The sequence below is a fragment of the Streptomyces sp. NH27 genome (assembly GCF_056859195.1).
Window position 1 is genome coordinate 15,565 of sequence record NZ_JACEGK010000019.1, and the last position, 13,381, is coordinate 28,945.

Consider the following 13,381-nt stretch of genomic DNA (forward strand, 5'->3'; position numbering starts at 1 on the left):
GATCGGTCTCACACATCAACCCACCTGACCAGTAGTCATCCATCGATGAGGACGTCGTCCCGTCCCTCTAGGAGACAAGTCATGTATACGCACAGAGGCAGCCGGCTGACGGGTGGCGGTGACCGCTTCTCGGCCGTCGCCGCCGTCCTGGCCCTGATCATGGCCGCCGCCGCGGTCCTGCTGGCCCCGGCCCGAGCCGGCGCGGCGGCAGCCGCGCCACCGGACACGTCGACCGCGCTCCCGGACACGTCGATCGCGGTCAACGGCCAGGACACCGGCCGGACGTTCGACGGGATCGGCGCGATCAGCGGCGGCGGCGGCAACACCCGGCTGCTGACCGACTACCCGGCCGCACAGCGCGACGCGATCCTGGACTACCTCTTCAAGCCTGGTTACGGCGCCAACCTGCAGATCCTCAAGATCGAGACCAGCGGGGACGGGAACACCACCTCCGGCGCCGAGCAGACCATCGAAGAGACCCGTGGCGTGATCAACTGCCAGGCGGGCTACGAGTTCTGGCTCGCCCAGCAGGCGGTGAAGCGCAACCCGCACATCAAGCTCTACGGGCTGACCTGGGCTGCGCCGGGCTGGGTCGGCTCCAGCATGTACTCGCAGAACGGCATCCAGTACATCACCGACTGGCTGGGCTGCGCCAAGCAGCGCGGTCTCAACCTCGCCTACATGGGCGGCTGGAACGAGAAGGGCGGCTGGAACGCCGCCTGGTGGAAGGACCTTCGGGCCGCCCTGGACCAGCACGGCTTCGCCGGGGTCAAGTTGGTGGCCGCGGATCAGGTGAGCTCGTTCTCGGACGTCAGCAGCGCCATGGCGCAGGACCCGGACTTCGCCAAGGCGGTCTCGGTCGTCGGCGAGCACTACCCCTGCGGGTGGAACGGCCCCACGCCGATCTCGGACTACCCCAACGTGGAGACGTCCTGCCCCTCCTCGCCTGCCGCCCAGGCGCTGAACACGCCACTGTGGGCCGCTGAACAGGGCTCCATGAGCTACAACGCCGGCGGTCTGCCGATGGCCCGCGCCAACAACATCGACTACGTCGACGGCCGGATGACCGCGAGCATCAACTGGCCTACCGTCGCCTCGGCCTACACGGACGTCGGCTTCGCCGACCAGGGACTGGTCATGGCCAACGAGCCGTGGTCGGGCTCCTACGACGTCGGCCTGTCGACCTGGGTGACCGCGCACACCACGCAGTTCGCGCAGCCGGGCTGGCAGTACCTGGACGGCGCCAGCGGCTACCTGGCGGGCCAGACCTCCGACCAGGTCGGCAGCTACGTGACGTTGAAGTCCCCGAACGGCAAGGACTGGAGTTCCGTCGTCGAGACGACCCGGGCCTCCGGTCCGCAGACGGTCGAACTCACCGTCAGCGGCGGCCTGTCCACCCGGCCCGTGCACGTCTGGAGCACCGACCTGGTCTCCGGCGACCGTTCGCAGTGGTTCGCGCAGGACCGGACGCTCGTGCCCGACGCGCACGGCACGGTGACGATGACCCTGCAGCCAGACCACCTCTACTCGTTCACCACCACGACCGGTCAGCACAAGGGAAGCACCGCGGTGCCGGCGAGCAAGCCGCTCCCGCTGCCGTACTCCGACTCGTTCAACACGGGGACCCAGGGCCAGCAGGCCCGCTACCTGGCCACCATGGAGGGCGCGTTCACCGTCGAGCCGTGTGCGGGCCGTACCGGCAAGTGCGTCCAGATGGACACCCCGACCAAGCCGCTCGAGTGGCAGTCGAACATCCAGACCCCCTACCCGTACACGGTGGGTGGCGGAAAATCCTGGAGCAACTACCAGGTGTCCGCCGACGTGCGCAACGCCCAGCCGGGCTCGGTCGGGATCCTGGGCCGCCAGAGCAACCTCGGCGGCACGGAGGAGGACCCGTCGTACGTGCACTACTACTCGCTCACCCTCAGCGACACCGGCGCCTGGTCCATCAACCGCGCGGACGGCTCCGGGAAGCCCGCGGCGTCGCTGACCGGCGGAACCCTGCCCTCGGCAGCCGGGCTGAAGACCTGGCACAACCTGGCGCTCACGTTCGACGGATCGCAGATCTACGCCTCCGTCGACGGCACCACGGTCGGCTCGGTCACCGACGCCTCCTTGTCCGCCGGGAAGATCGGTCTCGTCGCCAGCGGTTACCTGGCCGGCGAGCAGTACGACAACCTGAAGGTCAGCACGCTGACCGACCTCGCGGTCCCGGTGGCGCTGCCGGCCGGCACCCACACCCCGGAAACAGTGACGAACGTCAGCTATTCCACCACCGGCAGTGCGGTGAACCAGTGGCAGTACAGCGGCTCGTGGCAGTCCGGCGGCGGAAACACCTGGGACGACACCGTCGGTGACAAGGCGACCCTGGCCTTCCAGGGCGACGGCGTCACCTTTCAGTCCATGACGAACGGCAGCAACGGCATCGTCGACGTGTCGGTGGACGGGGCCTCCCCCACCGCCGTCGACCTCTACAACAACAGCGGCGGCCTGACGTCGGTGTTCACCCGCACCGGTCTCGATCCCACCAAGCAGCACACGATGGTGGTGACCGCCACCGGTACGAAGAACCCCGCATCCGGCGGCACCTGGGCCTCCGTGGCCGGGGCCCTGGTCACCGTGCCCGGCAAGCAGGCGCCCACGCCGGTGCTCACCACACCTGCGGACCAGTCCACGGTCCACAGCGGACAACTCCACATCAAGGGCACCGCCGCCCCGGGCGAGCTGATCACCGTCTCGGTGTCGGGCACGCAGACCTGCGTGGACCTCCCCGCCGATCGGAACGGGAACTGGCGCTGCGACGTACACGTCCGCTCCGGACAGGCAGTACTCACCGCGATCGGCACCGACCCGGCCACCGGCGTGCAGTCGGCGCCCACCGCCCCGGTCCACGTGCTCGTGCCACGGAACGGCTGAACACCGCCCCGCCGCATCCGCCCGGGTGACCATGTGCCGCGCCGACCGCCGGCACATCGATCCAGGTTCGAATCCCCCTCCGGGGCGCCCTGCGCGCGTTCCGGAGGGGACTGCGGAACGGCTCGAACTCGCGGGCGGGCAGCGGCATCCGGACCGGGCCCACCCGTCCGCGGGAGACATCGGGCCACGGGCCCAGGACGACGAGAGGAGAGCGCGGACGTGATCGATCCGCGGTCCGGCGTGATCGGGCGCAGGCCGGCGCCGAGCCGTACCGCCGTCCTGGCGGCGGTACGGCTCGGCGCCGGCGGGCGGACCGGTCATGGGCGGTAGCCCCTCGACGAGGCCGCGGGCCGACACCACCGCGCAGGGAACCGGCAACGTCGCGCGCGAACTCGCCTGGGGACCCAGCCTGCTCATGGCGGGAGCGCTGGTCGCGCTGCTGTCGCTGACGTGGCTGCTGTCGGGAGACCTGGTCGCCCACGCCGATCCGTTCGCCGTCGCGGCCGGCCGCGCGACCACCAGCTGCGCCGGGTTGTCCCTGGTCGCCGCCGCCACCAGGACCACCAGACGCCCCGCGCTCGACGTGGCACGACGCCGTCCACGTGCCGTCGCCGTCCTGGGAGCCCTGGGGGTCTTCGGCTATTCGATGGCCTCCGTCTGGGCCATCGGGTTGATCGGCGCCGCGACCACCAACGTCGTCCTCGCTCTCCTGCCCTGCGTGACGTTCATGCTCGGCAGGTGGCTGTTCCGCGAACGCCCCGGCGCAACCGCACTGGTGGGAACCTGCGTCGCCGCGGCCGCGGCGGTCGCCTACGGCCTTCTCGACCGGGGCGCCGGCTTCGGCACCAGGGGCGGCGTCACACCGACTCGCGCGCTGCTCGGGGTGCTGGCCGCCGTGAGCGCGGTGGTGGTGATGGCGCTCTACGCACACTTCTACGGCAGGCTCGCGCCCGACGCCTCCTCGGTGGTCGCCCTGCCGGCCGTGTTCGCGGCCGGGTCGCTGATGCTGCTGCTCCCCGCGCTGGCACGGAACTCCTTCGGTGATCTCACCCCCGCCCAGTGGGGGCAGATCATGCTGCTCGGCTGCGGGGTGTACGTACCGGCCTACGTGGTCCAGCACGAACTCCTGCTGCGCCGGGGCGCGTTGTTCACCACCAGCGTCTCGCTGGCGGTCCCCTTCAGCGTCCGGTTCTGCATGTGGGGTCTGGGCAAGGCGACACCCCCCAGCCCGCTCGCCACCGCTCTTCTCCTCACGTGCTGCCTCGGCGTCTTCCTCACTCTGCCCAGGCCAGGCGGCCAAGTTCCCCGGTCGGCGGCCGACCGAGAAGGGACCCGGTAGCCGCGCGGTCGCGCCCGCCGGTCCGTCCTGCTCGCGAACACGCGCCGCCCGCCCGCCCGTTCCGCGTCGACGAACTCTGATCGCGATATGCCACCAGCCGGGTCCGCCGGTCCCGGCTCCCGGCCCTCGCCCGAGTGGACAGGCTGCGGCCGTCAACACCGCACGGCGGCGCCTTCCTTGGTCAGGGGTTCGTCAGGGTCCGATGTCCGGGGCATCCCGGAGGTGTTGATGCCGCCCGTGGCCATAGCGTCGGTATGGCGGGTGGCGGTAGCGGGCGGCCCATGCTCGTGGCGGACCCCCGCGGAGAAAGTGGGAAAATGTTCCGGAACAAGGCTCCAGCGGCGTCGTCATGCTCTCCCGGCGAGGGGCGGGATTCGGGCTTGTCACGCGTCGGTGCGGCGAGCATGGGCGAGATCGTCGGCCTGACCGGTGTGCACAAGACGTACGGCCGCGGCGACAACCGGGTGCGGGCACTCGACGGGGTGGACGTCGACTTCGCGGCGGGCACCTTCACCGCCATCATGGGCCCCTCGGGCTCGGGCAAGTCGACGCTGCTGCAGTGCGCGGCGGGCCTGGACCGGGTCGACGCGGGCCAGATCCTGCTGGACGGCGCGCCGTTGCACAAGCTGTCCGAGCGGGCGCTGACCGAGTTGCGCCGCGATGACATGGGCTTCGTCTTCCAGTCGTTCAACCTGATCCCGGCGCTGACGGCCCGACAGAACGTCGAGCTGCCGCTGCGGTTGGCGGGGCGCCCGCTCGACCCGGCGGCGATCGACAAGGGACTGGCCGAGGTCGGTCTCGCCGAGCGCGGCGGGCACCGGCCCGCCGAACTGTCGGGTGGTCAGCAGCAGCGCGTCGCGATCGCGCGGGCGCTGGTGACCAGGCCCAAGGTGATCTTCGCGGACGAGCCGACCGGTGCGCTGGACTCGCGTACCGCGCGTGAGGTCCTGGCGCTGCTGCGCGGCGTCGTCGAGCAGCACGGGCAGACGGTGATCATGGTCACCCACGACCCGGTGGCCGCCTCGTACTCACAGCGGGTGGTCTTCCTCGCCGACGGCAAGGTGACCGGCGAGCTGTTCGGGCCGACAGCCGAGACCGTGGCCCTGAGAATGGCTGCGCTGGAGCCCGACGAGAGCGGGACGAAGCCGTGCTGAGCATCGCCGTAGCCACCCTCCGACACCGTCTGATGGGCTTCGTGGGCGCCTTCCTCGCCCTCGCCCTCGGCACGACGATGATCGGCATGATGACGCTGACCCTGGCGGCCACCTTCGGCACGCCGCACCCGGGCCCGCAGCGGTTCGAGGAAGCCTCGACCGTCATCGCGCCGCAGGGCTTCGAGGGAAGCCCGATGAAGGCCCCCGCGGTGCTGCCGCCCGATGTCGTGGCCAAGGTGACCGCGGCCGGGAAGGCCACAGCCGACCGCAGCTTCCCGGTACGGCTGCGCCCTGGTTCCGGGGAGACGACCGGCCACCCCTGGACCTCGGCCACCTTCGCGGGCTACCACCTGGTGGCCGGGCGGACGCCGGCGGCCGCGGACGAGATCGTCGTCGCCGGCGGCACCAGGTCGCTGATCGGGCGTCGGGCCGAGGCTGTCACCGCCGACGGCGCCGGCCGCTTCCGGGTGGTGGGGGTCACCGACGCGCTCTGGTTCGAGAACGCGGTCTTCTTCAGCGGCGCCGAGGCGGAGCGCCTGTCGCCCGGCGTCAACGCACTGGTCACCGACCAGAAGGCGAGCCGGCTGTCCGCCCTCGTGGGCGACCGGGCCGTGGTCCTCAGCGGCCACGACCTGACCCGGATCGACCCCGACTCCACCGGCGGCGCCCAGGCGCTGGCCAATGCCCAGGCAATGGCGGGCAGTACCACCGGACTTGCGGTGTGTGTCGCGGTGTTCGTCGTCATCGCGACCTTCGCCTTCGCCACCGAGCAGCGCCGCCGCGAGCTGGCGCTGCTGCGGCTGGTGGGTGCCGCGCCGCGGCAGGTGCGGCGCATGGTGCTCGGCGAGGCGATGTTGATCGGCCTGGCGGCGGCGGTCACCGGCTGCGTCCTCGCACCGCTGTGCACCATGCCGTTGCGCTCCTGGATGCTCGACCACGACGTGGCCCCGTCCTGGTTCACCATCCCCTTCAACCCGCTGCCGTTGCTGATCTCCTTCGTCATCGGCGTGGTGGCGGCGCTGGCCGGCTCGGCCGCCACCCTGGTCCGGGTCTCGCTGATCCGGCCGATCGAGGTGCTGCGCGAGAGCGTGGTGGAGCGCCGCGGGATGACGCCGATCCGCTGGTTGCTGGGGATCGGGATGCTGATCGGCGCGGTCGTCGCGGGGATCGTCATCGCCCGGACCCAGCCGTATCTGGCAGCCAGCGCCCGCAAGTACGAGTCGGTCCCGGTCCTCTACGTCGGCGCGGTCACCCTGCTGACGCCGATCCTGCTGCGGCCGGTGACCCGGCTGCTGACCGGCCCGCTGCGCGGCTCGGCCAAGGCCGGCCCGCTGCTGGTGCGCGAGAACATCCTCACCTCCCGGCGGCGTACGGCCGCCACGGTGGCGCCGATCGTGGTGGCCGTCGGGCTGGTCGGCGCCCTGCTGACGATGCAGAAGTCCGGTGACGCCGCGGTCCTCCACCGCCAGCAGCAGGAGATCCAGGCGGCTGACGTGGTCGTGCCCGGCGGCTCCGGGATCGACGCCCACACGCTGGAGCGGCTGACAGCCGTGCCCGGGGTCCGGGTCACCCCGAGCACCTCGATGAACATCCGGATCGGCACCGTCCAAGGCGACCAGATCGACTCGCTGAGCACCGACGCGGTGCCCGCGGCGGCGCTGGGCACCACCATCACGCCGCCCGTGCGCTCCGGCTCGCTCACCTCGCCGCCCGGGAACTTCCTGGTCATCGACGAGCACGCGGCCCAGTCCGACAGCCTGTCGGCCGGGGACCAGGTGGTCACGCTGCTGCCGACCGGCGAGAAGGTCCCGACCGTCATCGCGGCGGTGGTCGCGCGCGGCCTGAACGGCGACGACACCTACGTGTCCGCGTCGCTGACCGGCGCGGTGATGCCGAGTCAGGTCTACCTCGACTCGACGGCGGGCGTGGGCCGGCCGCTCGACGAGCAGCAGAGCGCCGCGGTGCACCAGGCGCTGGCCGGCTCCGGCGCGCACGTCCTGACCTACGGCGGCTACCTGGAGGTCGAGCGCGCGCACGCCGCCGAGCAGACGAACAACGCCGCGGTGGTCATCCTGGGGATCGCGCTGGCCTACGCGCTGATCGCGGTCGCCAACACCCTGATCATGGCGATGGCCGGGCGGCGGCGGGAGTTCGCCCTGCTCGGGCTGGCGGGCGCGGTGCGCAGCCAGATCGTGAAGGTCGCCGCCGCCGAGTCCGCCGTGGCGGTGGTCGTCGGCACCGTGCTCGCCGCCGTGGCGACCGGACTCGCCGCGGTGACCCAGCACGTCTCGCTGAGCAAACTCGTGGCCGGTGCGCCGACGGTGATCCCGTGGGCGCAGCTTTTGGGGACCGTCGCGCTCTGTGCCCTCGTCACCCTGGTCACCGCGTCGGGCGCGACCTGGCGGGCGACACGTCGATGCGCGATCGAAGCGTCAGGCATCCGCGAATAGGACGCGGCACCCACACCACGCGCGATCTCCCGCCGGCGACCTGGTGCACGACAGGCGGAGCCCGCCGCCTGTCGTGCACCAGGTCGCCATCACTGCCAGGCACCGGCACACCCATCGGTGCTTCGGTGATGAGCTGGTCGACAGGGATTTCTGCGATTTCCGGAGGTCCGCCACCACAGCCGGCCCCGCGTCGAGGACCGCATCGGCTACGGCACCGGGCCACCGTGCGCCCCGCCGCTTCAGGCGTGCTGCCGGGCGGCCGGCTCGGACAGCAGCCGCGTCACGCGACCCACCATCGCGAGCCTCTCGTCGACCGTGGCATCGGCGGGAACCCGGATCTTCGCCCCCGCGTAGGAGAACGCGCCTTCGGCCGCGCGGAGACAGCGGCATACCTCGTCGGTGCCCATGAGGGACGTGGGCTCGTCCTCGGTGAGGGGCAGGTGCGCGTCCGCCCACGGTCCCCCGAACTCGTTCGCGGTCGGGCCGGCGCCGGAGAACATGACGCCCTCCAACAGGCCCTCGGAGGCAAGCCGCTCGACCTGGGCGAGCGGTCGGCCCGGGTCCTGTGCCTCGATCGCCGAACGGCCCCAGTTGATGGTGATACCGATTCCCCCCTCGCGCGCGACGGGGATTTCGTCGTCCAGCCGCAGGAACCGCTTCTCGCCGGGGACGGTCGGCGCGTACGCGTCGCAGTGCTCCAGGACGAGCCGGGTGGACCAGCCACCGGCGGGTTCGCTCGCCGCGATCTCGTCGAGGGAACGAGCGAACATCTCTCCGACAGCGGTCGTCGAGGGCGCGGTGTGGATGTGGACGACAGAGACCGACTGCTCGCCGGTGAACTGGTTCAGCTCCTCGGCGGCGATGCGCGCCTCGCGGAGGAATTCGAGCGCCGCCCGTCGGCCGTCGTCATCCCCGGACGCAAGACCGAAGGTGCCCGAGGCCCCCACCCGCACCATCGTGCCGGGAATCAGCGTGATCACCGAACGGGTGAATCGGCCGCGCATCTGTGCGGCCAGCCAGCGGGTGTCCCCACCCAGACCGTCGCGGAACGGGATCTCCAGCCCGTCGGCGATCCCCCGGCCCGCGAGCCCTTCGTAGAAGCGTTCCTGGTCGGCACGAAGGGAGGGCAACGCCGCATACGCTCCCACCAGGACGGCGGGCCGTTCTGTCTTCATGGTGTTGGTCTCCGATGCTGAGGTGTCTCGACCTGGTGGCCGGGCCCCGCACGGGTTTCGGCGTTGCGGGTCGGCGTGTCGATGGTGTCGGCGGTGTCGATGGCGTCGGCCGCGAGCACGGCCGACCTGCCGGCAGGAGCTGTCACAGCCTCCGTCAGTCGCTCTCCCCGTGCGCCGGCGCCGGTTCGAGCGTCACGCCCGACGGCGTCGACGCCGAGGTCGACGCCGAGGTCGGCATGCCGGTGCTCGCCGGTGATGACGCCGTCGCTCCGAGCGCCCGGCAGATGGGGTCGTAGTGAGCGGTGACCGCCGCGTGGAAGGCGGTGGCATCGCCCGCCTCGGCCGCGTCGAGCATGAGCCCGTGCGCTCGCGCCGTCTCGTCCATGTCGGCCGCGACGGAGAGCCCCAATGTGGGCACCACCACGGTGTGTACTTCCCAGAACGCGCTGACGAGCTGTCCGACCAGCGCGTTGTCGAGCCGTGCCAACAGCCCGGTGTGGAACGCACGGTCCTGCTGCGGGAAGGTACGCCCTTTCGCGGCTACGACGATCATCTCGTCCACCAGCGCGTGCAGATCAGGGTTGGAGGTGCCCGCCAGGCTCGCCACGATGCGCTCGGCCATACCGTGGTCGAGCACTTGGCGGACCTCGACCACGTCACGCAGGGCACGCAGGTCGTCGCCGGGACTGAGCACCCCACGGAAGACGAGCATCTCGACGAGAGCGTCGAGCGACATGGCGCCCACGTACGTGCCGTGGCCATGGCGGACATCGACGATGCCGAGCGTCGACAGGGTGCGAATCGCCTCCCGCACGCTGGAACGGGAGACACCGAGATGGTCGCAGAGCTCGGCCTCCGTGGGCAGGAGATCCCCGGGGCGCAGGCCCTCGACCAGGATGAAGTCCTTGATCCGGCCCGTAGTGGTCGCTCGTCGGGAGGTGTCCCCGTCGCGCGACAAACCGGGCGTGAGCGACCTGAAGCTCCGCCGTCCTACGGCCATTTTGACCCCTTCGGTTCGCGGTCCTGGGGCGATCCTACCAAAGATCAGACATCAGATGTTCGGAATTGGTGCTCAGTGCGGAGCGCAGCGCCGACATGCGGCGCCGCGGCATTTCCACGCCGGGGACACCGTAGCGCGCATGCCGAACACCGGCCGTCGATCGAGACCCGGAGCTCTCACGTGACAACGCCCACCTTCCGCGGCATCGTGCCGTCAGTCCTCACCCCCCTCACCCGGCGAGGGCGAGATCGACCTTGCCTCGTCGGAGCGCCTGGTGCGCCACCTGGTCGACGCCGGCCAGGCGCTTCTGCCGCTGCTTCTTGACGATCTTCGGTTCGAACGAGCCGTCGCGGTCGCGGGGCACGGTGACCTCCACCGGGCCGACATCGGTCAGCACGGTCTTGGAGTGCTTGCCGTTGCGGGAGTTGCCACCGTTCTTGCCGGCCGGGTCGTGCTTGTCATAGCCGAGATGGTCGGTGATCTCGCCTTCCAGGGCGGACTCCGGCAGCCTCTTGGTCAGCTGCCGCAGCAGCCCGCCCTCGCCGGTCAGCAGTCCCGCCCCGGTGTCAGCCGGGGGTGGCGAGGTCCTTCTCGAACGCCGCCAGATAGTTCACCAGGTGGTGGTCCTTGATCGCGTCGGTCTCGGGCGCGAACAGGTCGGCGCCCACGCCCTTGACCCGATCCTGCAGGGTCGCGATCAGCGGCATCCTTTCGTGGAGGCGGCCGTCGGCGTCGAAGTAGCGCAGCGCGTGGACGTGGGTGTAGGCGGGTTCGGGCGGGAGTTGCGGCACGATGTCGTTGTTGTTGACGAACCGGTAGCAGCGGTCGGCGAACGCGGTGTTGTGCGCGGCGGCGAGCAGTCGGTCGCAGGTGCGCGGCTGGCCGAAGGTGTAGATGCCGTCGGCGAGCAGCCGGGGCTGCTCGAAGTAGAGACGGGCGCCGGCCAGCATGGCCAGTGCCGCGCCGAGGCTGTGGCCGGTGAACCAGATGGTCTGGCCGTTCCCACACATGTCCAGGATGGTGTCGCGGACTTGGGCATAGACGGACTCCAGGGCACGGTGGAAGCCGTAGTGGACGAATCCCTTGTTTCCTGGTCCGGGAACGGGCGGGGTGTCGACGTCGGTGAGCCAGTCGCGGATCTTGGCGACCTCGGTGCCCCGGAAGCCCGTGACGATCATCCGGTCGCTGGCCATGACGTACGCCTGGGTGTCCTCGATCGGGAACGGCATCGCGTGCGTCGATTCGAAGTACCGCACCTGGTCGAATCCCCACGCGTGGGCCTGGGCCTCGATCCCGTCGCGGTCCAGCGCGGCCAGGCCGGCGGCCCGGCCCATCCCGTAGGCGTGCGCCAGGGAGTAGCCGGTCGCCGCGTGATCCAACGGGGATGCAGTCATCAGTCTCCTTCACGAGGGGCCGACCCCGCAGGGAACGGCACACGGTGGCATGGACCGCGCCCCCGGGGTCCGGCGGGGCCCGGCGAGCGACAGGGTCCGGCTACGGAATGACCAGGAAGAAGCCCTCGTTGTGGAGGGCGCTGCCTTTGGTGGTCCTGACGAACGCGGTGGTGGCGCTGTTGGCGCACAGCTTCTGCACGGCGCGGGAGACCGCGATGGTCGCGTTGTAGTCGGAGTTGAGGTTGAACGTCGCCTGGGGTGCGGCGGTGCGCATGTCGATGCCGGGGGTGGAGATCTTCACGCAGTACTCGCCGACCGCGACGCGCTTGACGGACGCGATGCCCTTGGCGCGGATCAGCGCACCGCTCGGATCGACGACGGCGGCGGCCCGCGCGTAGGGGGCGACGGCGATCGGAACCGCCGCCGCGGCAGCCGGGGACCTGTCCGGTGCCTTGTCCGGCGACGCGGCCGCGACAGCTCCGGCGGTGAGGACGGAGGCCGCCGCCACCGCTACCACGATGACGTGCGACTTCTTGAGAACAAACATGGGAGACCCCTCTCGGCGAACCAACCGAACGACTACCTACAGTGTCGTACGACTTCGCTGAGTAACCAGTGGTCCGAGGTCGATTCACCCCAACGAGCAACTCATCGTCCCCGGCGGAGCCGCGTTGGCGAAACGAATCACCGGATTGTGCGCCTTCACGCTCCCCTTTTCACCCCAACCGCGCCCCCCTTCAACGGCATTTCGATGATCACGCTCCGACTACGTTTGAAGCCGCTTGGCGATCAGGTGGCCTCCAGGACATTCGCACGCGTCGGACCTCTCCTCCGTGTCCGGCAGCGGATTCAACGCCCCTGTTCCTGAAGGTCAGGGGGAAAGCTTCCCCGTCTGTTCGCGGATGGCCGCCGAATCGCCAACAGCCGTCCCTAACGCACGCGCTGCCGGCTTGCTCCGTGCGGGTGCGAACCGTGGAGAGGTTCGCCGCACGGCCCGCTGGATCTCCACCACCAGGACAAGGAACTTCGGCACCATGACGACCAACGTTGCGCCCACCGGGCTGAACCCGCACGTCTCCTCCGAGGAGGCCGACCTCCTCGCGCGCATCCCCGACCTGGAGCAGGCGCTCGCCTTCTACCATCGCCAACTGGCGCCCGACACCGCGGTCGACCTGTCCGTCGCGGAGAACGTCCTCGTCTACGACTCGATGCAGAAGACGGTGTTCGCGAACACCAGCCTGCTGCCCGAGAAGAACATCCACTACTTCCCTCCGTACGGCACTGCTGGAGGACATCTACGCCTGGGCGCTCAGCGACCCCGACCTGCACATCATCTCCGACGAGATCTACTGCCACTCCCAACTGAACGACAGCACAACCCCGTTCACCAGTGCCGTCGCCCTGAACGCCTATCGCGAGCACCCCACCCGTATCCATGTCGTCTGGGGCTTCGCCAAGGACTTCGGGCTCTCCGGCTTCCGCACCGGATTCGTCGTCTCCCAGAACGAGGTCGTCAAGGACGCCATGATGGGCAGCAAGGACACCGGTTCCGAGGTACGGCACCCGATGTCCTGGTTCACGCCCATCGACTCGCTCAAGCACTACGTGATCGGCGCTGTCCTCTCCGCTCCCGCCGACGGCCCCGGCTCCGAGCTGTACACAACGTTCGCCATGAGGACCTACCGCAGCCTCCTCAGCACCAGCTTCGCCGAGGTCAAGGACTGTCTGGACCGCAACGGCATCATGTACGTCCACCACGACGGCGACAACGCGGCCCAGTTCTTCTGGCTCGATCTCAGGGACTACCTCGACCTTCCGGTGCCGCCCGCCCCCGACGACGCCATGCCGCTCCCGCTCACCCCCCTCGGCCTGGACGCCAGGGAAGAGGGCCTCTTCAACTACTTCCGCAGGCAGCCGACCGAGGTGTCCCTGCTTCCCGGCGGCGTCATGCAC

Annotated in this window: 9 protein-coding genes and 2 pseudogenes; 6 read left to right on the forward strand and 5 right to left on the reverse strand. The window is 70.3% G+C overall.

What is annotated here, in order from left to right; translation table 11 throughout:
• Positions 1 to 81: 81 nt before the first annotated feature.
• The 4 genes from AC13HU_RS03460 to AC13HU_RS03475 all read left to right on the forward strand — a co-directional run bounded on the left by AC13HU_RS03460 (position 82) and on the right by AC13HU_RS03475 (position 7,859).
• Positions 82 to 2,916, forward strand: coding sequence for a galactosylceramidase (locus AC13HU_RS03460; RefSeq protein WP_483040214.1), 2,835 nt, complete (start codon positions 82 to 84; stop codon positions 2,914 to 2,916).
• Positions 2,917 to 3,235: 319 nt separating this feature from the next.
• Complete coding sequence (locus AC13HU_RS03465) at positions 3,236 to 4,255, forward strand: DMT family transporter (RefSeq protein ID WP_483040215.1); 1,020 nt, start codon at positions 3,236 to 3,238, stop codon at positions 4,253 to 4,255.
• Between the two features lie 404 nt (positions 4,256 to 4,659).
• Positions 4,660 to 5,409, forward strand: coding sequence for an ABC transporter ATP-binding protein (locus AC13HU_RS03470; protein WP_483040223.1), 750 nt, complete (start codon positions 4,660 to 4,662; stop codon positions 5,407 to 5,409).
• On the forward strand, positions 5,403 to 7,859 hold the full coding sequence (locus AC13HU_RS03475; RefSeq protein ID WP_483040216.1) for an ABC transporter permease: 2,457 nt from the start codon (positions 5,403 to 5,405) through the stop codon (positions 7,857 to 7,859). The genes AC13HU_RS03470 and AC13HU_RS03475 overlap by 7 nt, the downstream gene beginning before the upstream one ends.
• Before the next feature lie 239 nt (positions 7,860 to 8,098).
• On the opposite strand, the gene AC13HU_RS03480 is transcribed toward AC13HU_RS03475, so the two are convergent.
• From AC13HU_RS03480 to AC13HU_RS03500, 5 genes and pseudogenes are all read right to left on the reverse strand, one after another.
• Positions 8,099 to 9,034, reverse strand: coding sequence for a DUF4862 family protein (locus AC13HU_RS03480; protein WP_483040217.1), 936 nt, complete (start codon positions 9,032 to 9,034; stop codon positions 8,099 to 8,101).
• 154 nt (positions 9,035 to 9,188) lie between these two features.
• Entirely contained in the window at positions 9,189 to 10,034 is an 846-nt protein-coding gene (locus tag AC13HU_RS03485) for a FadR/GntR family transcriptional regulator (protein WP_483040218.1), read from the reverse strand.
• A gap of 256 nt (positions 10,035 to 10,290) precedes the next feature.
• Positions 10,291 to 10,584, reverse strand: a pseudogene (locus tag AC13HU_RS03490) (transposase); the annotation flags it as partial.
• Positions 10,585 to 10,600: 16 nt separating this feature from the next.
• Positions 10,601 to 11,428 (reverse strand): lipase family protein, encoded by an 828-nt coding sequence (locus AC13HU_RS03495; RefSeq protein ID WP_483040219.1) that lies wholly within the window; start codon positions 11,426 to 11,428, stop codon positions 10,601 to 10,603.
• A gap of 100 nt (positions 11,429 to 11,528) precedes the next feature.
• On the reverse strand, positions 11,529 to 11,975 hold the full coding sequence (locus AC13HU_RS03500) for a hypothetical protein (RefSeq protein WP_483040220.1): 447 nt from the start codon (positions 11,973 to 11,975) through the stop codon (positions 11,529 to 11,531).
• 593 nt (positions 11,976 to 12,568) lie between these two features.
• Here AC13HU_RS03500 and AC13HU_RS03505 point away from each other — a divergent pair.
• Together AC13HU_RS03505 and AC13HU_RS03510 are read left to right on the forward strand one after the other, a co-directional pair.
• Positions 12,569 to 12,952 (forward strand): annotated as a pseudogene (locus tag AC13HU_RS03505) (aminotransferase class I/II-fold pyridoxal phosphate-dependent enzyme); the annotation flags it as partial.
• 3 nt (positions 12,953 to 12,955) lie between these two features.
• The coding region (locus AC13HU_RS03510) for a hypothetical protein (protein WP_483040221.1) at positions 12,956 to 13,381 on the forward strand (426 nt) is incomplete at its 3' end.